Origin of the sequence: Peptoniphilus grossensis ph5 (assembly GCF_000311825.1) — a bacterium.
In the GTDB taxonomy this organism is placed as follows: Bacteria; Bacillota; Clostridia; order Tissierellales; family Peptoniphilaceae; genus Peptoniphilus_A; species Peptoniphilus_A hominis.
The window spans coordinates 102,348-122,937 of sequence record NZ_HE978570.1 but is presented as its reverse complement, the minus strand read 5'-3'; the positions used below and the strand labels follow the sequence as shown (position 1 = coordinate 122,937).

Genomic DNA, 20,590 nt, shown 5'->3' with positions numbered 1-20,590 from the left:
TTTTTTGATTGTGAATAATTTTTACCTATGAAATTCTTCCTTTAAAATAAATTAGTGGTATTTATTTTCGCTGGGGTCATGAAATTTTACAACTTCAGCTGGCATTCCAACGGCAGTAGAGTTTGCAGGGATGTCTGTGAGGACAAGAGCACCTGCGCCAATTTTCGCACCGTCACCAATTTTTACTGGACCAAGGACAGTGGCACCTGTTCCAATTATTACATTGTTGCCCACTGTTGGGTGCCTCTTCTTTTCCTTTTCATTTCCCGTACCACCAAGAGTTATGTTGTGATACATGTGGCAGTTGTCACCAATTTCTGCAGTCTCTCCTATGACCACAGCCATGCCGTGGTCGATAAAGAGATTTTTGCCAATTTTTGCACCAGGATGAATTTCAATTCCAGTTTTTTTTGCGAGACCTTTGGGAAATCCATCGGGCAAGAGTGGTATGGTCTTTTTCATAAAAGTAGTGGGCAATTCTGTGGCGGATCATGGCTGACACAATGGGATACATAAATATGGCTTCAAATAAGCTTTTGCAAGCGGGATCTTCTCTTAAAATAAATTTCCCATAGGATTTTAATTCTTTAAAACAATTAGTCATTTTTAAATAAGTCTGTAGACATATACCTTTCTGCAGTGTCAGGCGCAACTGTTACAATCTTGCCGCCAATTTCTTTTTGCATCTTTAATGCGCCAAGGACATTTGCACCTGCTGATATTCCCACTGAAAGTCCCTCTTGGCGAGAAAGTCTTCTTGCCATTTCAATTGCCTCATTTGATTTTACTGTTATAGTTTTATCGAGAACTTTTTGGTCCAAAACTCCCGGAATAAAGTTTGCACCAATGCCTTGGATTTTGTGGCCGCCAGCCTTGCCCCTTGTAATAAGTGGAGATTCATCAGGTTCAAGTCCCCAAACTATAATATTTTTATTTTGTGACTTCAAATATCTTCCAATGCCAGTTACTGTTCCACCAGTTCCAATACCTGCTATGAAACCTGAAAGGTCCTTTAGGTCCCTATAAATTTCTGGACCAGTAGTTTCTTCGTGAGCAAGGGCGTTGTATTTATTTTCAAATTGGTTTGGCATAAAATAATTTCCTGTGGCAACAAGTTCCTTTGCCTTGTCAACAGCTTCTTGCATTCCGCCTTCGCCAGTTAAAATTAAATTTGCACCAAAGGATGCGATTAAATTTCTTCTCTCAAGGGACATGGAAGAAGGCATGACTATATTTACCTTGTAGCCAAGAGCGCGACCAATCATGGCAATGCCTATGCCAGTGTTGCCGCTAGTTGGTTCAACAATTTCCATGCCCTCTTTGAGAGAGCCGTCTTCTATGGCGCCCTTTATCATGTAAAGTGCAGCCCTATCCTTAATTGAGCCTGCTGGATTAGATTTTTCCACCTTTACAAAAATATTTCCGTCGCCAATGTTTTCTAGTTGAACGAGTTTTGATTGGCCAATTGTTTCTAATAATTTTGTCATTTTGTCCTCCTTAAAATTAAATAAAAAAAGAGAGTATATGAATTCATATACTCTCAAAATCTTCTTGCTTAAAAATTTTAAAATATTGATTCACATTCAAATAAGTCCTATAAAATTTTTATAGAACAACAACAGAATGCTTGGCTTGTGAAATTTTTAAAGTTATTAAAGTTTTTCATTATTATCGCCTCATCAATATGGGTCAACTATACTATTTTAAAATTTATTTGTCAAGATAAAAGAAAAATTTTAATTATTGGAGGGGCGTAGGGGCGTCTTAATGCCCCTTGCCCCTCCAAACCTCCCCTTTCAACCCACGCACTGGAAGTCCAAAAAAATCGGTCATGCTAAATTTTCAAAACTCGCTCTTCGAGCTCAAACAGTTGAAAATTTTTAACGCATAACCGATTTTTTTGCTTATTTTATGCACCCCCATTAGTCTACTGTTGTAGCTAAAGGTATTTTATATAAAAATTAATTAAAAGAGTGCATCAGATAAAAGTTTTGTGGAAAATTATTAACTTGGCAACAATGCTCAGCTTGTTGTTATGGTTGTCAGACAGTCGCCTTTGCCAATATGCCGTAGAAGTCATCAGGCAGTAAGCAAAAAGTTCGAAGGCGTTAAAAAATTTTGCTGTTTGAGAGAGCGAAGCGAACGAGTTCAAAATTTTAGCCGTAGAACTTTTTGCGTAGCCGTGGGTCGAGGTCCCTGCCAGGGCACGGGGGGTGTGGGGGAGGTTATAGGAGGGGGTGGAGGGGGCATTGCCGCCCCCTTTACCCCCTCCTTAAAAACAATTAAAGCAGAGCTTTAGAAAAAATTTTATAAGGAAAAATTCTTACACATTTTTCAATCAAAAACCGCGAGGCTTTAAATAAAAAATTTTTTATTGGTTTTAAAAGTGAAGCTTTTAATAATTTTTCTTTTCTTTTTATTTAATTCTGAAATTTTCTTGAATATAAGGGGACAACTTAGTTATAATGTAATAAGTAAATAAAAAGAGGTGTTTTATGAAAGTTTCAGTTATCCTGGCAGCAGGAGAGGGAACGAGAATGAAGTCCAAAAAACCAAAGGTACTTCATGAAATTCTTGGAAGACCCATGCTTTTTTATGTCCTAAATTCTTGCAAGCATTCGCAAATTGAAAAGAATCTTGTAGTTGTTGGACACAACAAGGAAAAAGTGTGTCATGCCTTCAAAGATGATAAAGGCGTAGAATTTATTGAGCAGCCCATTGGCGAGGATGTGCCTTACGGTACGGGATACGCTGTTTTAAATGCTCTTGATAAGATAGAAGATGACGATACAGTTATTATTTTAAATGGCGATACTCCCATAATTTCTAATTCAACTATTTCTTGCTTTTTGAAATTCCACGAAGAGAGAAATAATGATGTCACAGTTTTATCTGCCGACATGAAGGATCCTACTAATTATGGAAGAATTGTTCGTGACGAAAAGGCAAATGTCGTTGCTATTGTTGAAGAAAAGGACGCAAGCGAAAAGCAAAAGTTAATTCGTGAAATCAATTCAGGAATCTTTGCCTTTAGAGGCTCTTCACTAAAGTTTGCCCTTTCAAAAATTGACACAGACAATGCGGCAAATGAAATGTATATCACTGATGCTCTTGGAATTTTAGTAGAAGCTGGCAAAAAAGTTGATTCTTTTAAGCTAAGAGATACTAGAGAAATTCTTGGCGTCAATTCAAGATATGAGCTTTCAATTGCAGCAGAAATTTTGCAAGAAAAAATTAACAAGGAATATATGTTAAGGGGCGTTGGCATAGTTGATCCAAAGTCCACCTACATTGAATGGGGTGCGGAAATTGACAGAGATGTAATGATTTATCCTGGCACTCGCATTGACAGAAATTCTGTCATAAAGGAAGGGGCAGAAATTTATTCTTCTACAATTAAAAATTCTGTAATTGGCGAAGATGTTATTATAAGAAGCTCTGAAATCGAAGATTCTTCTATTGGAAGGGGAACTACTGTTGGACCTTACGCCCACCTTAGACCTAATTCCAAAGTTGGGGAAAATTGTAAAATTGGAAACTTCGTTGAAGTTAAAAATTCAAGTGTGGGCAATGGCACCAAGATGAGTCACCTTGCCTATATTGGCGATGCCGATGTGGGAAGTGGCGTAAATATTGGCTGCGGAGTTGTCTTTGTAAACTACAATGGAAGAGAAAAGTTCAGGGCAAAAGTTGGCGACAATGCCTTTATAGGTTCTAATTCAAATTTAGTTGCGCCAATTGTAGTGGAAGAAAATGCATATATTGCTGCTGGTTCCACAATTACTAAAGATGTTTTGAAGGGTCAGCTTTCTCTCGAGAGAGCACCTCAAAAAAATATAGATGGTTGGGTTAAAAGAAAAGGATTTGTCAAATAGGAGGACATAGTAATGAACACTGTTAATGGAGATATTGTTGTATTTACAGGAAATTCTAATATAAGTCTTGTAGATAAAATTTGTGAAAACTTGGGAATTGAAAAGGGCGCTTGCACTGTTTCAACTTTTTCTGATGGTGAAATTTCTATTGATATTGGAATTTCTGTAAGAGGCAAGGATGTTTTTGTCATCCAATCTACTTCTGCACCAGTAAACACAAATTTAATGGAACTTTTAATTTTAATTGATGCCCTAAAGAGAGCATCTGCTGGAAGAATCAATGCAGTTATTCCTTATTATGGATATGCAAGACAAGACAGAAAGACTAAGGCAAGAGAACCTATTACATCAAAACTTGTTGCAGACCTTTTGACTAAGGCTGGAGCAGACAGAGTTGTTGCAATGGACCTTCACGCAGGACAAATTCAAGGTTACTTTGACATTCCTGTTGACCACTTGACTGCAATTCCTTATCTTGCAAGATACTTTAAGGATATTGTTAAGGAAGATGACTTCGTTGTTGTTTCTCCAGACTTAGGTGGAGTTACTAGAACTAGAAAGTTTGCCAACGAATTGAACCTCCCAATTGCAATTATTGAAAAGAGAAGACCAAAGGCAAATGTATCTGAAGTTATGAATATCATAGGTGATGTTGATGGCAAGTCTGTAATTTTAGTAGATGACATTGCAGACACTGCAGGAACTATTACTAAGGCTGCTGATGCCCTTAAGGCTAGAGGAGCAAAATATGTTTACGGAGCTGCAACTCACGGCGTATTATCTGGTCCTGCCATTGAAAGAATAAAAAATTCATCACTTGAAAAATTTGTAATCACTGATACAATTGAACTTCCAGAAGAAAAGAAGATTGATAAAATTGATGTGGTATCTGTTGCTCCAATTTTTGCATCTGCAATTAAGAGAATTAACACTGCAACATCAGTTAGTGAAATGTTTGAATAAGGTGATTTAGTGTATATAATAGCAGGTCTTGGCAATCCCGGCAAAAAGTACGAGGACACAAGACACAATATTGGCTTTAGAACTATTGATGCACTTGCTGATAAATTAAACATAAAAGTTAATAAGATTAAATTTAAGGGGCTTGTAGGTGAAGGGAGAATAGCGGCAGAGAAGGTTATTCTCCTAAAGCCCCATACTTTTATGAATAATTCTGGCGAGTCAATAGTTGAAATTTTAAATTTTTATAAATTAAAGCCAGAAGATTTAATAGTAGTAGTAGACGACATAGACATTGAGTTTGCCCAGTTAAAGATCAAGAAAAACGGGTCTGCAGGCACTCACAATGGACTAAAGTCAATTGTAAATTTAACAGGAAGTAAAGACTTTGCCAGGTTTAAGGTTGGTGTTGGCAAGAAGCACCCCAATGAAGATTTGGCAAATTTTGTGCTGTCCTCTTTTCCTGCAAAGGATAAAAAACATATTGAAGATGCAATAGATGCCTGTGCCGATGCAATTATTGAAGCTGTTTCAAGGGGCATTGACAAGTCAATGAATTCTTACAACAACAATATTTATTGAGGTGAATCTTGGATTTTTTAATAAATAGCGTAAAGAATTTAAAATCTTTTAAAGAAGTAAATAATTCAATAAAAAATTCAAAGAACACTGCTGTTTTTGGCTCAGAAGAGGCGGTGCTCTCTCTTTTTGCGCCTGCCTTTAATAATCTTGGCAAAAAAGTTTGTGTTATTTCACAAAATAGGGTCACTGCAAGAAAGACTTATGAAGATATATCAAGTATTTCCAGTGCAAATTGCCTGCTCTATCCAGAAAAGGATGTTTTCTTTTACGAGAGGGACTCAAAGTCAAAGGAAAACACAAAGAAGAGGCTTGAGGCAATGGCTGAAGTCTCTAGTGGCAGGGCAGATATTGTTGTCACTACCCTAAATGCCCTCACTGCAAAAATTTCCAAGAGAGAAATATTTTCAAACTACAAGATAAATATTAAGGCTGAATCACAAATTTCTCTTGAAGAATTGATAGTAAAGCTAATCGAAATGGGCTACGAGAGATTTCCAAGCGTGGAAGGGGTAGGACAATTCTCCATAAGGGGTTCTATCATTGACATTGCCAGCCAAGATGCCAACTATAGAATTGAACTCTTTGATGACGAGGTTGACTCCATTAGGAGCTTTGAAATTGAAAGCCAAAGGTCCATTGAAAAGCATGATGAAATAAATATTTTTCCCATTGAAGATTTGATTTTAAAAAAGGATGAAAAGAAAAAAATTGCTGAGAGGATCAAAAAGGACCTTGGGAAGACAAAATTATCTGGCAAGGAAAAAGATAGACTAAAGGAAAAATTTTTGAGATGCGTTGATAGACTTGAAAACGACGAAAATATTTTGAACAAGGACTTAATCCTTCCCTATGTTGATGAAGGAGAAGTGTCATCCTTTTTAGATTACTTAGATGACTTTATCTTCTTAATTGACGAGCCCACGAGGATTGTGGAAAGAGAAGAGGAACTTGCCCTCCAAAATGGCGAGAAGTTTGCCCTCTTAATTGAAAATGGAGAAGTGACAAAGGCTCACGAAAAAACTTTTTACTCCTACAAGGATCTTGTAGACAAGCTAAATGAAGAGAGCCTTATAACTTTTAACGCCCTCCTAAAGCCACCTAAGTCCTTTAAACCACAGGACATTGTAAATATAAAGGTTAAGAGCGTTACAAATTATATGTCCAAGATAAAACTCTTTAAAGAGGACTTGGACTACTATGAAAAAAATGACTTTAAGGTAATTCTTCTAGGCGCCACAGAAAAAAGAGCCAAGAGACTTTTTGACCACCTAGTAGAGCTTGGTTATTCTCCAGAACTTGCCAAGGACTTTGGCAGTTTTAAAGACTATGCCAATTTACTTGTAACCACAGGTGCCTTAAATGATGGCATAGAGTTTACTGATTCAAAAACTGTCTTTATAAATTATTCTGAAATCTACGGCTCTTTTTCTAAGAAGAAAAAAAATAAGCCTTCCAAGAAAAAATCCTTAAACTTTGATGATTTGACAATTGGCGACTTTGTAGTTCACGAGGCACATGGAGTTGGCAAGTATGTGGGAACAACAAGGCTTGCCGTCTCTGGCATCCAAAGGGACTACATTGTCATTGAATATGGCGGCGAGGACAAATTATTTCTTCCAATTGAATCTCTTGACTCAATTTATAAGTATGTGCAAGAGGGCAAGAGAGAGCCAAAGGTTAATAAATTAAATTCCCTAGATTGGAAAAAGAAAAAGGCTCACGCCAAAAAATCCATTGACGACATGGCTGATGAGCTGATAAAACTTTATGCCACTCGTGAAAACACCAAGGGCTATGCCTTTAGCGAGGACACTCAGTATCAAAGGGAGTTTGAAGACGCCTTTATCTATGAAGAGACAAGTGGACAGTTAACTTCTTCTGAAGAGATAAAAGAGGACATGGAAAAGCCTGTTCCCATGGATAGACTGCTCTGTGCCGATGTTGGTTATGGCAAGACTGAAGTTGCCCTTCGTGCTGCCTTTAAGGCAATCCTTGATGGCAAACAAGTGGCACTACTTGTTCCAACGACAATTCTTGCCCAACAACACTACAACACAATTAGGGAGAGGTTTAAAAATTTCCCAGTGGGCGTTGGACTTTTGTCCAGATTTAGAAGTAAGAAGGACCAAAAAGCCGACCTTGAAGGCTTGAAAGATGGCAACATCGACATAATCGTGGGCACTCACAGACTTCTTTCCAAGGATGTTCACTTTAAAGACTTAGGACTTTTAATAATAGATGAGGAGCAGAGGTTTGGAGTTCGCCACAAGGAAAAACTTAGAATGTTAAAGGAAAATGTAGACACTCTAACTCTTACTGCAACGCCAATACCAAGGACCCTACAAATGTCCATGATTGGAATAAGGGACATGTCTGTAATTGACGAGCCACCTGAGGAGAGATTTCCAGTTGAAACTTATGTCTTGGAGTACAACAATTTAATGGTTCGCGAGGCAATTTTAAAGGAAATCGAAAGAGGGGGACAAGTTTATTTCTTATACAACAAGGTTGCCAACATGGAAAATAAACTCTTGGAACTTAGAAAGCTTGTGCCAGAGGCGACTTTTGCCATGGCAAATGGTCAGATGAGTGAAAAAGCCTTGGAAGACACAATGATTGACTTTATAGAAGGAAATATTGATGTCTTAGTTTGCTCCACAATAATTGAGACGGGCATGGATGTTCCCAATGCCAATACAATGATTATTACGGACTCAAATCGCCTTGGTCTTTCACAACTTTATCAGCTTAGAGGTAGAATTGGCAGGTCATCAAGAATTGCCTACGCCTACTTCACCTACGACAGGTCAACTTCCATATCAGAAGTTGCACAAAAGAGGCTGCAAGCTATAAAGGAATTTACAGAGTTTGGGTCTGGTCACAAAATTGCAGAGAGAGACCTTGAAATAAGAGGGTCTGGCTCAATTTTAGGATCAAGACAGTCAGGGCACATTGAAAAAATTGGCTACGACCTTTACATGAAGTATCTTAAAGATGCAATTATGAAGTTAAAGGGTCTTGAAGTTGAAGAAAAAGTTGACACGACAATTGATCTTAAGCTGGATTCCTTTATACCAAAAGAATACATTGAAGACGACAAGACAAGACTTGAGATTTACAAAAAGATTTCCGTCATCGACACTGAAGAGGCTTACTCAGACTTAGTAGAAGAATTAATCGACAGATTTTCTGACTTCCCTGATGAAGTTTCAAACTTAATGGACATTGCCCTTTTAAAGAACAAGGCTCAAAAGGCAAGTGTAAAATCTATTACAGAGAGACATGGCGAGTACAGGATAAAAGTTGAGGGAGAAGTTTCCCTTGAAGCCATTATGGAAATGAACAATGAATTTGAAAATATTTCCTATTCCATGGGTGATGAAAATGAAATTGTCTTAAATAAATTAAAATATCCACTAGATGAACTTAAAAAACTTGTGACAATTTTGTATTTACACAAAAAGGACACAAAAACATCTAAAAAGTAGTGTATAATAAGGTTATTAATTAAAAATATGAATAAGGAGAGAAATATGAATTTTAAAAAATTTAGTAAATTAGCAGTAGCTATTGCCCTAGCTGGCACATTAGTTGCTTGTAACGGAAAAAAAGATGGCGTAGCAGCAACAGTTGGTGGAGTTGACATTCCAATGGAAGCTTACTACAAATCTTATGCAGCAAGAGTTAACCAACTTACATCAATGTATGGTGAAGATGTTCTTGCAAACAAAGAAGATGGAAAGAAATCTACTGACGAACTTTTAAGAGAACAAGCCATCACTGACTTAACTACTACTGAAGCCTTAAAACAAGATGCAGCAAAGTCAAAAATCGAAGTTAGTGACGACGAAGTTAACAAGAAAATCGACGAAATCAAGGCACAACTTGGTGGCGAAGAAGCTTATAAAAACTTCTTAAAACAAAATGGACTTCCAGAAGATTATGTTTTTGAAAACATGAAAAACCAAATGTTAGTTGGAAAGTGGACTCAAGCAAAAACTAAGGAATTAGAGCCAAGTGAAGAAGATGTAAAAAAATATTATGAAGACAACAAGGACAAATACTACAAGGCTAAGGCATCTCACATCTTAGTTGACGATTTAAAGGAAGCTAATGTTCTTAGAAAACAAATCCTAAAGGGAGAAGATTTTGCTAAGATTGCCAAGGAAAATTCAAAGGACACTGGTTCTGCACAAAATGGTGGATCTCTTGGCGAATTTACAAATGGTCAAATGGTACAAGCCTTTGATGAACAAATTGCAAAGATGAAGGCAGGAGACATCTCTGAACCTATTCAAACTCAATTTGGTTACCATGTAATCAAGCTTGACGAAAAAAATCCTCGTGAATTTGATGAAGTTAAGGATGAAATAAAGCAAACTCTTCAACAAGAAAAGTTCAAAGAATACATTGAAAAGGTTAAAAAAGATGCAAAGATCAAAACTTATGTTAACACTTCAAAAGAAGTTGAACTTCCAGATGAATTTAAAAACTTTGGTAAAGTAGAAAAAGAAGGAGCTCCAAAGGCTGAAGAAGGAGCTAAGGAAAATGCCAAGGCTGAAAACAAGGCTCAAAACAAAACTGAAAATGCAGCAAAAGAAAATGCTAAAGCTGAAAACAAGGCAAAATAATAATTGAAAAATTTAAAATTTTAATTTATAATTTAAAACCTGTGCTGAAATTTATTTAAAAATTATTTCAGCCAGGTTTTTTCTTTTAAAAATTTATTAAAATTTATACAAAAACGCCAAAGTTAAAAAATTTATTTATAAATCTGCTATAATAAAGTAAAAGGATTTCAGTAGCGAGGTGAAGTCATGAGCTTTTCATCTGAAGTTAAGGATGAGGTTGCAAAGATAAAAGTTGATAATTATGAAATAATTCTATCTGAACTTGCAGGCATAACTCCCATGTGTGGAGTTTTAAATTTTAAAAACAACAAAATTTCCATGGAATACATCACAGAAAACGCCTCAGTAGCGCGAAGAGTCTTTACTTTTTTGAGAAGGTCCTTTGGATTTGTAGTTGAAGTAAAAAATGCAAAGTCCACTCAACTTAAAAAAAATGTATTTATTATTTATATATCTCAAGATGAGTCTTGCAGGTTGTTACTTGATGAGTTAAAATATATAAAGGGTGCAAGCGTATTTATGATTAATTATGCACCCACTGATCTCATAAAAACTGTGAATGAGAAAAAGGCCTACATCCGCGGTGCCTTTATGGGTTCAGGCTCCATTACAAATCCAGAAAAAGGATATCATTTGGAATTCGTCTCTGAAAACGAATCCAACGCAAACTTTTTGATGGGAGTAATTAATGATTTTGGATTTAATTCTAAAATAATTATGAGAAAGGAAAAGTACATAGTCTACATTAAGGACTCAGAACAAATTTCAGACTTTCTATCTCTCATTGGCGCTTATAATTCTGTTTTAAAATACGAAAACATTAGAGTTATAAAGGATATGAGAAATAATGTCAACAGAATTGTAAATTGTGAGACTGCAAACTTAAATAAAACTGTGAAGTCCTCCTATGATCAAGTGGAAGACATTAAGATAATAGATAGAGAGATTGGTTTAGATAATTTAGATGAGGATCTTAGAGCTGTGGCAATTTTAAGACTCAATAACAGGTCTATGAGCTTAAATGACATTGCAAATTCCCTAGATCCCAAAGTATCGAAGTCCACTGTTAATTATAGATTTAAAAAAATTAGGAAAATTGCTAACAAGTTGAGGGGTGTATGAAATGACAAGTAAAAAAGTTGTACTTAATAATAATGATGGGCTCCACGCCAGGGCTGCTGCACTTTTTGTTAGAGAGGCAAATAAGTTTGCATCTGACATAAATTTAGAGGCACATGGCGATAAGGTTAATGGAAAGAGTATTATTGGCATCATGTCTCTAGGTGCTTTTTCTGGCGAAGAGATTGTCATTGAGGCTGAAGGCGCTGATGAAGAAGAAGCTGTTGAAAAACTAGCTCACATTGTTGAAAAAGAATTTATAAATCTTTAATAAATATTTTACTTTTTAGAGTTTTGCTTTGTCGAAACTCTTTTTTCATGTCCTTTTATTTGTTTCCTGCCTTTGATAAAATATAGGAAGGATTAAATATGCCTTATTTTAAAAATTTGCCAATTAAACTTAAGGCATTGAGAATTAAAAATTAAGGACGATTTTTTAAGAATAGATTAAAGGATGATTCTATGAATAAATTTGTGCATTTGCACCTTCACAGCGAGTACTCCCTATTAGATGGGTCAACGAGAATAAATCTCTTGCCAAAGCGCGTTAAAGAGCTTGGCATGGATGCAGTGGCTTTAACTGATCACGGCAACATGTATGGCGCCATTGCCTTTTACAAGGCATGCAAGGATGAGGGCATTAAGCCAATTTTGGGCTGCGAAGTTTATGTCTCCGAGAAGGACATGACTATAAAGGATAAGACCAACAAGAGGTTCCACCTAATTCTCTTGGCAGAGAACAATGAGGGTTTCAAAAATATTATGAAGATAGTCTCTATAGCTTTTGTTGATGGATATTATTACAAGCCTAGAATTGACAAGGAAGTTTTGAAAAAATATGCCAAGGGCGTAATTGCCACATCAGCTTGCCTTGGTGGCGAAGTGCAAAGATTTATCTTAGATAGGGACCTAGAGGCTGCAAGAGCTGCTGCCCTTGAATACAGAGAAATTTTTGGCGAAAATAATTTTTTCTTGGAGCTTCAAGACCATGGCATGCCAGACCAGGCTCGAGTAAATCGTGAGCTTGTAAAATTGTCAGAGGACTTAAATATTCCACTTACAGCATCAAATGATGTTCACTACTTAAATAAAGATGATGCCAAGAGTCACGATGTCCTCTTGTGTATTCAAACGGGCAAGACAATTAAGGAAGAAAATAGGATGAAGTTTCCATCGGATGAATTTTATTTGAAATCGCCTGACGAAATGGCAGCACTTTTCCCAGACAACAAAGATGCCCTAGAAAATACAGTAAAAATTGCTGAAAGATGCAATGTTGAAATAAAATTTCACGAACAACATTTGCCTGAGTTTACTGTGCCAGAGGGCTACACCCACCAAGGCTATTTAAAAAAACTTGCCACTGATGGGATGTATGCTCGCTACGAAAATGTTACTGATGAGATAAAAGAAAGATTTGATTTTGAATTTAATACCATAAAAAATATGGGCTTCGTGGATTATTTTTTAATAGTTTGGGACTTTATTAGGTACGCCAGAAAACACGAAATTCAAGTTGGACCGGGAAGAGGTTCTGCGGCAGGTAGCCTTGTTTCATTTTGCCTGGGCATAACAGATGTTGACCCCCTAAAGTTTGACCTCCTCTTCGAAAGATTTTTAAATCCAGAGAGAGTTTCCATGCCCGATATTGACATCGACTTCTGCTATGAAAGGCGTGAAGAAGTTATTGAATATGTCAACAGAAAGTACGGCGACTCCCATGTTGCCCAAATCGTAACCTTTGGTACCATGGCGGCAAGAAATGCCCTAAGAGATGTGGGGCGTGCTCTTGACATGTCCTATGCCAAGGTGGACTACATTGCCAAGCAAGTGCCACAGGCAATCAACATGACTATCGAAAAGGCTCTGGAAATTTCTGAAAGCTTTAAGGGAATTTATGACACCGAAGAGGACTCAAGATTCTTAATTGACATGGCACTAAAGCTTGAGGGACTGCCAAGACACACATCAACTCATGCAGCTGGTGTTGTCATTTCAAAGGACGAGCTGACAGAGTATGTGCCCCTAACTCGTAACGACAAGATAATTGCAACTCAGTTTAACATGATTGAGCTTGAAGAGCTTGGTCTTTTAAAGATGGACTTCTTGGGACTTAGGACACTAACTGTCATTCGCGATGCCATAAATTTAATAAGAGAAAAGGAAGGCAAGACTATTTCCTTTGAAAAGTTTGACTACAACGACCCCGATGTATTAAAGATGTTTGCAAGGTCAGAAACTCTTGGCGTCTTTCAATTTGAATCCTCTGGCATGAGAGCCTTCCTTAAGGAATTAAAGCCAGACGAATTTTCAGACTTAGTTGCAGCCAATGCCCTCTTTAGACCGGGACCAATGAAGCAAATTCCAAAATTTGTGTCATCAAAGCACGACAAGAGCAAAATTTCTTACCTTCATCCAAAGCTTGAGCCAATCCTAAAGTCCACTTACGGCTGTATTGTCTACCAAGAGCAGGTAATGCAAATCGTTCAACAAATTGGTGGCTACTCTCTTGGCAGGGCAGACATAGTAAGGCGTGCCATTTCCAAGAAAAAGATGAAGGTCATGGAAGAGGAAAGGCAGAACTTTATCTACGGCAACCCAGCCGAAGGAGTTTGCGGTGCCATTGCCAATGGAGTTGACGAAAAGGCTGCCAACGAAATTTATGATTTAATTATAGACTTTGCTGACTACGCCTTTAACAAGTCTCACTCCGTTGCCTATTCAGTAGTTGCCTACAGGACTGCTTGGCTGAAATATTATTATCCAAGAGAATTTATGGCGGCGCAAATTTCCACTTACACCAATGACATCAAGCAAGTTAGTCTCTACATCGAAGAGATAAAGAGGCTGGGCATAGAAATTTTACCACCAAATATAAATTATTCCTTTAAAAACTTTACTGTTGAAGGAGATAAAATTCGCTTTGGACTAAAGGCAGTGAAAAATGTTGGCGACAACTTAATTGATTTAATTGTCAAGGGAAGGGAAAAGGGCGATTATAAATCCTTAAAGGACTTCGTCGATAGGATTAATGCCATTGACAAGTCTGTCCTTAATAAGAGGGCGGTTGAATCCCTAATAAGGTGTGGAGCCATGGACGACTTTGAGGGCAACAGGGCACAGTACCTTGCCATTTATGAATCAGTCCTTTCATCTTCATCTAATACTGCAAAGAGCAATGTCTTGGGACAATTTTCTCTCTTTGAAGAGGCAGCCTTCCACGAAGATCTGCCTGTCCTAAAAGATTTTAGGCAAAAGGACAAGCTTGACATGGAAAAGGAAGTCATCGGCATGTATATCTCTGGTCACCCCCTTGATCCCTATAGAGAAATAATTGAGAAGTCCACAAATATTAACACCAACCAAATTTTTGAAAAGTACAGAGAAAATCTCTTGAGAAATAGCAAGGTTAAAGTGGGGGGCATTTTAAAGTCCAAAAAAACTATGATTACAAAAAACAACAAGATGATGGCTTTTGCGGCCCTAGAAGACCTCTTTGGGACAATTGAACTTGTAATCTTTCCCAATGTCTTTTCAAGATACAAGGACTTAATTGAAGATGAAAATGTAGTCTTCGTTGAAGGGCACTTTCAAGAGTCAGAAGTTGAAGAGCCAAAAATTTTAGTGGATGCTATATCGAGTATTAAGATGCCCACAAAAAACAAGTTATACATCTCCATTGACTCCATGAAAAATGAAAGGCTTGGAGAAATGAAAAATATTTTAAGAGAATATGAGGGCAGCACGCCTGTAGTCTTTTTCGAAGAAGAGACGAGAAGGGCCTATGGAACGGAATCAAACTTGTGGATTGATGCTACATCCTTTACAGAGATACAAGATAAATTGGCAGTCATTACTAAAAATAGAGAAAAGATTATTTTAAAGTAGGTGCGTATGAGAATTGCAATTTTAACAAGTGGCGGCGATGCCCCTGGCATGAATGCCGCAATAAGAGCAGTGACTAGGACTTCAATATACGAAGGAATAGAAGTTTTTGGCATAAGTGGAGGCTATGAAGGCTTAATCGATGCCAAGTTTGAAAAATTAGTTCAGTCTTCTGTTGCCGACATCATTCAAAGAGGTGGAACAATTTTATCCACTTCAAGGTCGGAAAGATTTATGACAGAAGAGGGACTGGAGAAGGCAATAAATTCCATTAAAATTTTTGAAATTGATGCCCTAATTGTCCTTGGAGGCGACGGAAGCCTTCGCGGGGCAAAAATGTTGAGGGACCGCGGCATAAATGTCATTGGCATTCCCTGTTCCATTGACAACGACCTTGCCTACACAGATTTTACCATTGGTTTTATGACGGCAGTGGAAACTGTAACGGAAGCAGTAAGTCACATTAGGGACACAACAGAAGCCCATGGTCGTGCCAATGTCGTTGAAGTAATGGGCAGAGACTGCGGCGACATTGCCCTTTACTCTGGAGTTTCCTCTGGAGCTGAGTCCATTATCGTTCCGGAAATTCCCCTAGACATAAATGAAATTGCAGAGAAGGCAATTATGGGCAAGAACAGGGGCAAGAAACACCACATAATTTTAATGGCTGAAGGCTGTGGCTCTGCCTTTGACTTTGCAGAAGACTTTCAAAAGCTTACAGGCATAGACACAAGAGTAACTGTCCTTGGTTACATCCAAAGGGGAGGAGCCCCAAGCATCTTCGACAGAATTTTGGCATCAGAACTTGGCTACTTGGCAGTTCAAGAAGCTAAGGCTGGCAGGTCTCTTGCCCTTGGCTTTAAAGATGGCAAGGCAATATCCAGGGACTTTGACGAAATTTTTGAAGTTAAAAAAGTTTTTAGAAAAGATCTTTTAGATATACTAAAAACTGTTTCTATATGAGGTGATTTATGAAAAAGACAAAAATTGTTGCAACCATTGGACCTGCCAGTGAAAGTGAAGAAGTTTTAAGAAAATTATTCACAGAGGGCGTCAATGTTGCAAGACTTAATTTTTCTCACGGAAGCCATCAGGAACACAAGCTAAAAATTGACAGAATAAAAAAATTAAGAAGGGAAATGGATATACCCATTGGCATAATGCTTGACACCAAGGGACCAGAAATTAGGCTGGGCGATATTGATGGAGAAGTCCTTCTTCAAAGTGGCGAGGAATTTATTTTAACCAACAAGGATTTACTTGGAAATGAAAAAATTGCCAGCATCTCCTACAAGGACCTCTACAAGGATGTAAGAGTGGGCGGCAAAATTTTAATTGACGACGGACTTGTGGAGCTTCTGGTGAAAGAAATTCGTGGAGAAGAAATTATAACAGAAGTGGAAAATTCTGGCACCATTTCATCTCACAAGGGAGTTAATGTGCCTGGTGCAAACTTAAATCTTCCAGCCCTAACAGAAAGAGACATCGAAGATATAAAGTTTGGCGTCAAGGAAGACATAGACTTTATAGCAGCATCCTTTGTAAGGTCCAGAGAAGATGTCCTCGCCATAAGAAAGGTTTTGGAAGAAGAGAGGGACTATACTACAAAAATTATTTCCAAGATTGAATCCCAAAGGGCAGTGGATTTAATTGACGAGATAATAGAAGTTTCTGATGGAATAATGGTTGCCAGGGGAGATTTGGGCGTTGAAATCGAGACAGAAGCTGTGCCAATTGTGCAAAAGGAAATTATAAAAAAATGTAACATTGTTGGCAAGACTGTCATAACTGCAACGCAAATGCTGGACTCCATGATAAGAAACCCAAGACCAACTCGTGCAGAAACAAATGATGTTGCCAATGCAGTTCTTGATGGCACAAGTGCAGTCATGCTCTCAGGAGAAACTGCCAGCGGCAAATATCCAATTGAAGCCGTTGTGACAATGAGAAAAATTTTGGAATACACAGAAAATACTATTGACCACGAGGAGATTTTGGAAAATAGAATTAGAGATGTGGAAAAATCCATGACAAACGCCATAGGAAGATCTGCCTGCGTAATTGCAAGAGACCTTGGAGCAGAGGCTATAATCACAGCCACAACTTCAGGCAACACTTCAAGAGCCATTGCAAAATTTAGGCCAGAGACTCCAATAATTGCATCAACGCCCTTTGAAAAAATTAAAAATCAACTTAGCCTTGTCTGGGGCATCTCTCCTGTAAAAGTTTTAAACTTCAAGGACACAGACAACTTAATTGACGCATCAATGGAGATTGCAGTTGCAAAGGGATTTATAAAGTCTGGCGACTTAGTTGTCTTAACAGCAGGAGTGCCTGCAGGAATCGCCGGTTCAACTAACCTTCTAAAAATCGAAAGTGTTTCAGAGATTTTGGGAAGAGGAACTCCCATAGGCAAGAAGAAAAAGAAGGCGAGAGCCATAGTTGCAAAGACAATTGAGGACTTGGAAGATGACTTTAAGACCAAGGACATCATAGTCTGTCAAGGAACTGACGGCAGGATGATTCCTTACATGGAAAAATCTTCGGGCTTTATAACAGAAGAGGCAGGCTTCACATCTAATGGAGCAGTGGCAGCAATTTCTCTCGGCAAAACTGCCATAGTTGGAGTAAAAGATATTACAGAAAAAATAAAAACTGGCGACATTATAACTATTGACCCAGTAGATGGAACTGTTAGAAGATAAAAATTTAAAAAATTCCAATAAAAAAAGACCTATTTAGTGATTATTAAAAATTATCACTAAATAGGTCTTTTATTTTTGTGTAGTTTATTCTCTTAAAACTTTCTTCTCTGCCTTTTAAGTTTGAGTTAAAGCTTTCAAATTTTACCTTGAACTTTTTTGATTCCGACATCAATTTTAAATTGGACAAACGCTCTGACTCGTTGAGATAGTTAAAATAGTTGTCGCTTCTAACTTTTAGGACCAAGTAAATTTTATCCAAGCTCTTAGAAAGTCCAAGAAGGTGATTTAAAGTTAAGATAAGGTCAATGGCGAAGAAGGCAGTAAATACTATGGCTAGAGAGTCGATAACTCTGTCTTCAGCAGCTGATAAAAATAATAGCATGACTGGAGTAAAATGCTTGACTATAATAATATTTGCCATGCCAAAAACTATAAGGCCATATAGGCAAACTCTACTTTTAATTTGGAAGGGATAGGCGCTGTAGTCCCACCACCTTTGGTGAAAAAATCTCTCCAAAAAATATCCTATGATGTACTCAATGGTGCAGGATAAAAGTGCAGAGTAAATAAAAATGTAAAGGCTTGAGTCAAAATTTTTAAGCATCAAGTAAGATATGCTTGCGCCAATGCCATAGATGGGGCAGGCTGGTCCAATTAAAAAGCCTCGGTTATAAAATCTATCTAGCTCAATAGTGGAGCAGGGGAAGCTCTCCCACCACCAGCCAATAAAGGAGTAGATAAAAAATATTAGATATAATTCTGAAATTCTCATAAATTTTCTAAACCCACTTTCACAAATCTTGACGAAATAGTTTCCACAGCAGAAACATACTTGTCAGAGTAAGTTACAATCCAAGATTCCAAATACCTTGGGGGAAGTATAGTTAGGGGGAACATGTGCTTTATGATAATATCTCTCTCAAGGCGATTTAAGTTTATTTCACTTTTAGCATTTTTATAAGCCTTCATGGGATGAGTAAAGCCATGAATCCACCTTTCCCTTTTGCCATCGTGCCAATCGTAGAGGAAGTAGTCGTGAAGAAGGGCGCCCCTTATCATGGAGTCCATGTCCACTCTTAAATTATATTTTTCTGCAATTTCAATGGATTTTTTTGCAACAGAAATAACATGAGTGTAGACAGAAGTGTTGCCATGTTGTATGAAATTTTTTGTTTCATCAAATCGAGTGTTCTCACTTAAGAAGGCGATGATCTCTTCAAGTTTTTCTTTGTTATTCATAAATCCTCCTCAGTCTTATTCTAATTTATAAAAGTAAAAATTTTTCAAAGTTTTTGTTAAATTTTTAAAACATTTAAAATTTTTTGCAAAAAAATAAAAGCCATATCTCTATGACTTTTATATTTTACTAAAATTTTGTTTCGATGTAAATTCTCTTTTCGCCTTCTGTCAAAATATCTGTGACTTCTAAGAGCTTTGCACTTTCCTTGTCAACAGTTAATAAAGAACTTGCCTTTTCAAAATTTGATGAGCTTAGAGAATATCTCTCTGCAATTTTTTTGATTTCATCTGGGTTTTTAATTGTAAATTCGTAAGTGACCTTGTCCTTTCTCTTTAGGATTGTTGGATTAGTCTTTACCATATTTAAAAATTCAGATAGGTTTTCTCTTGTAAGTGATTTTTTAATATCATCAACTGAAAGATTTTCATCTAAAGGCTTTTTAGTTTTAAGGTCTTCAAGCTTGATGTTTATCTTTTCACTGGCAAGCTCCCAAGGATTTTCGCCTAGGGCTTTTATAATGTGGCTGTACTTTTCATTAGTAGAAATAATTTTTTGTGCTTTTGATTTTTCCGCTGGCTTTTCAATTTTTTCTTTAGCCTCAGGCTTTTCTTGGACTTTTTCAACCTTAGGCTCTACTTTTTTCACAGGCTCATTAACTTTTGCCTTAGCTTCTTCTATTTTTGGTTCAACCTTTTCTACTGGCTTTTCAAATTTTTCAGCCTTAGCTTGAGTTTTTTCAGCAGGCTTTTCAGTTTTAACTTCAGCTTTTTCTGCTGGCTTTACAGTTTCTTTTTTAGCTTCAGGCTTTGCTTCAACTTTTTCAACCTTTGGCTCAAGCTTTTTCACAGGCTCATTAACTTTTGCCTTTGCCTCTTCTATTTTTGGCTCGATCTTTTCAGCCTGTGCTTCAGTTTTTTCTGGAGCTTTTTCAGCCTTTGCTTCAACTTTTTCTACTGGCTTTTCAACTTTTTCAGCAGGCTTTTCAGTTTTAACTTCAGATTTTTCAACTGGCTTTGCACTTTCTTTTTTAACTTCAGCCTTTGCTTCAACCTTTTCTACTTTTGGCTCAACCTTTTTCACAGGCTCATTAACTTTTGCCTTTGCCTCTTCTATTTTTGGCTCAACTTTTTCTACTGGCTTTTCAACTTTTTCAGCTTTAGCTTCAACTTTTTTATCATCAATTTTTGTAGCAGGAGCTTTCTTTTCTTCTTCAGCTTCTAGCTTTCTCTTTTCTCTTCTCTTTTTGCCACGATCCTTTTTCCTAGAACCATCGTATTTTTGTTCTTCTTTTACTTCAAAAGCATTGGCAGAATTTTCATCAATCTTAAGATCTTTTTCAGCCTTAGAAGTTTTTACAGAGTCATCAAGCTTTTTAAGATCTTCTGCCTTATGTAGCTTTTCACCACTTGCTTTTTCTTTACTTTCAATAGATTTCTTTTCAGTTGGAGTATTTTTATTTTGATTCTTTCTCCACATAAAATAGCAAACGATTACAATAATGGCAACAATTATTAAGCCACCCATAATAACACCTCCAATTAAATTATATTATACCACTTAAATAGAAAATAAATACATTAACTTGATAAATTT

14 protein-coding genes and 1 pseudogene are annotated in these 20,590 nt (G+C 37.1%); 10 read left to right on the top strand and 5 right to left on the bottom strand.

Annotated features, from left to right (window positions below; genetic code table 11):
* Positions 1-51: 51 nt before the first annotated feature.
* Both epsC and cysK read right to left on the bottom strand, forming a co-directional pair.
* Positions 52-604 (bottom strand): annotated as a pseudogene (epsC, locus tag HGPG_RS09795) (serine O-acetyltransferase EpsC).
* Positions 597-1,487: a cysteine synthase A gene (cysK, locus tag HGPG_RS09790; protein ID WP_019125914.1), complete on the bottom strand. Its 891-nt coding sequence runs from the start codon at positions 1,485-1,487 to the stop codon at positions 597-599. Before cysK ends, epsC begins: the two are co-directional and overlap by 8 nt.
* 1,008 nt (positions 1,488-2,495) lie before the next feature.
* Between cysK and glmU the strand changes: the two genes are divergently transcribed.
* The 10 genes from glmU to pyk all read left to right on the top strand — a co-directional run bounded on the left by glmU (position 2,496) and on the right by pyk (position 17,757).
* Complete coding sequence (gene glmU, locus HGPG_RS09780; RefSeq protein ID WP_019125912.1) at positions 2,496-3,875, top strand: bifunctional UDP-N-acetylglucosamine diphosphorylase/glucosamine-1-phosphate N-acetyltransferase GlmU; 1,380 nt, start codon at positions 2,496-2,498, stop codon at positions 3,873-3,875.
* Between the two features lie 12 nt (positions 3,876-3,887).
* Entirely contained in the window at positions 3,888-4,838 is a 951-nt protein-coding gene (locus HGPG_RS09775) for a ribose-phosphate diphosphokinase (RefSeq protein ID WP_019125911.1), read from the top strand.
* A 9-nt stretch (positions 4,839-4,847) separates the two neighbouring features.
* Positions 4,848-5,417 carry an aminoacyl-tRNA hydrolase gene (pth, locus tag HGPG_RS09770; protein WP_019125910.1) on the top strand — a complete coding sequence of 190 codons (570 nt, stop codon included), beginning with the start codon at positions 4,848-4,850 and terminating at the stop codon, positions 5,415-5,417.
* Between the two features lie 8 nt (positions 5,418-5,425).
* Positions 5,426-8,905, top strand: a complete 3,480-nt coding sequence (gene mfd / locus HGPG_RS09765; RefSeq protein WP_019125909.1) for a transcription-repair coupling factor — start codon at positions 5,426-5,428, stop codon at positions 8,903-8,905.
* A 45-nt stretch (positions 8,906-8,950) separates the two neighbouring features.
* Entirely contained in the window at positions 8,951-10,048 is a 1,098-nt protein-coding gene (locus HGPG_RS09760) for a peptidylprolyl isomerase (RefSeq protein WP_019125908.1), read from the top strand.
* Between the two features lie 186 nt (positions 10,049-10,234).
* On the top strand, positions 10,235-11,170 hold the full coding sequence (whiA, locus tag HGPG_RS09755) for a DNA-binding protein WhiA (RefSeq protein WP_019125907.1): 936 nt from the start codon (positions 10,235-10,237) through the stop codon (positions 11,168-11,170).
* A 1-nt stretch (position 11,171) separates the two neighbouring features.
* Positions 11,172-11,438, top strand: coding sequence for an HPr family phosphocarrier protein (locus HGPG_RS09750; RefSeq protein ID WP_019125906.1), 267 nt, complete (start codon positions 11,172-11,174; stop codon positions 11,436-11,438).
* A 191-nt stretch (positions 11,439-11,629) separates the two neighbouring features.
* Positions 11,630-15,055: a DNA polymerase III subunit alpha gene (locus HGPG_RS09745; protein ID WP_019125905.1), complete on the top strand. Its 3,426-nt coding sequence runs from the start codon at positions 11,630-11,632 to the stop codon at positions 15,053-15,055.
* A gap of 6 nt (positions 15,056-15,061) precedes the next feature.
* Entirely contained in the window at positions 15,062-16,015 is a 954-nt protein-coding gene (locus HGPG_RS09740) for an ATP-dependent 6-phosphofructokinase (protein ID WP_019125904.1), read from the top strand.
* An 8-nt stretch (positions 16,016-16,023) separates the two neighbouring features.
* Entirely contained in the window at positions 16,024-17,757 is a 1,734-nt protein-coding gene (gene pyk / locus HGPG_RS09735; RefSeq protein ID WP_019125903.1) for a pyruvate kinase, read from the top strand.
* Between the two features lie 43 nt (positions 17,758-17,800).
* Here pyk and HGPG_RS09730 read toward each other — a convergent pair whose 3' ends face one another.
* The 3 genes from HGPG_RS09730 to HGPG_RS10025 form a co-directional block, all read right to left on the bottom strand.
* Positions 17,801-18,529: a putative ABC transporter permease gene (locus HGPG_RS09730; RefSeq protein WP_019125902.1), complete on the bottom strand. Its 729-nt coding sequence runs from the start codon at positions 18,527-18,529 to the stop codon at positions 17,801-17,803.
* Entirely contained in the window at positions 18,526-18,996 is a 471-nt protein-coding gene (locus HGPG_RS09725) for an HD domain-containing protein (RefSeq protein ID WP_019125901.1), read from the bottom strand. Before HGPG_RS09725 ends, HGPG_RS09730 begins: the two co-directional genes overlap by 4 nt.
* A 127-nt stretch (positions 18,997-19,123) precedes the next feature.
* The gene (locus tag HGPG_RS10025) at positions 19,124-20,521 is read right to left on the bottom strand and encodes a hypothetical protein (RefSeq protein ID WP_019125900.1); all 1,398 of its coding nucleotides are present in this window, start codon (positions 20,519-20,521) and stop codon (positions 19,124-19,126) included.
* Positions 20,522-20,590: the final 69 nt, after the last annotated feature.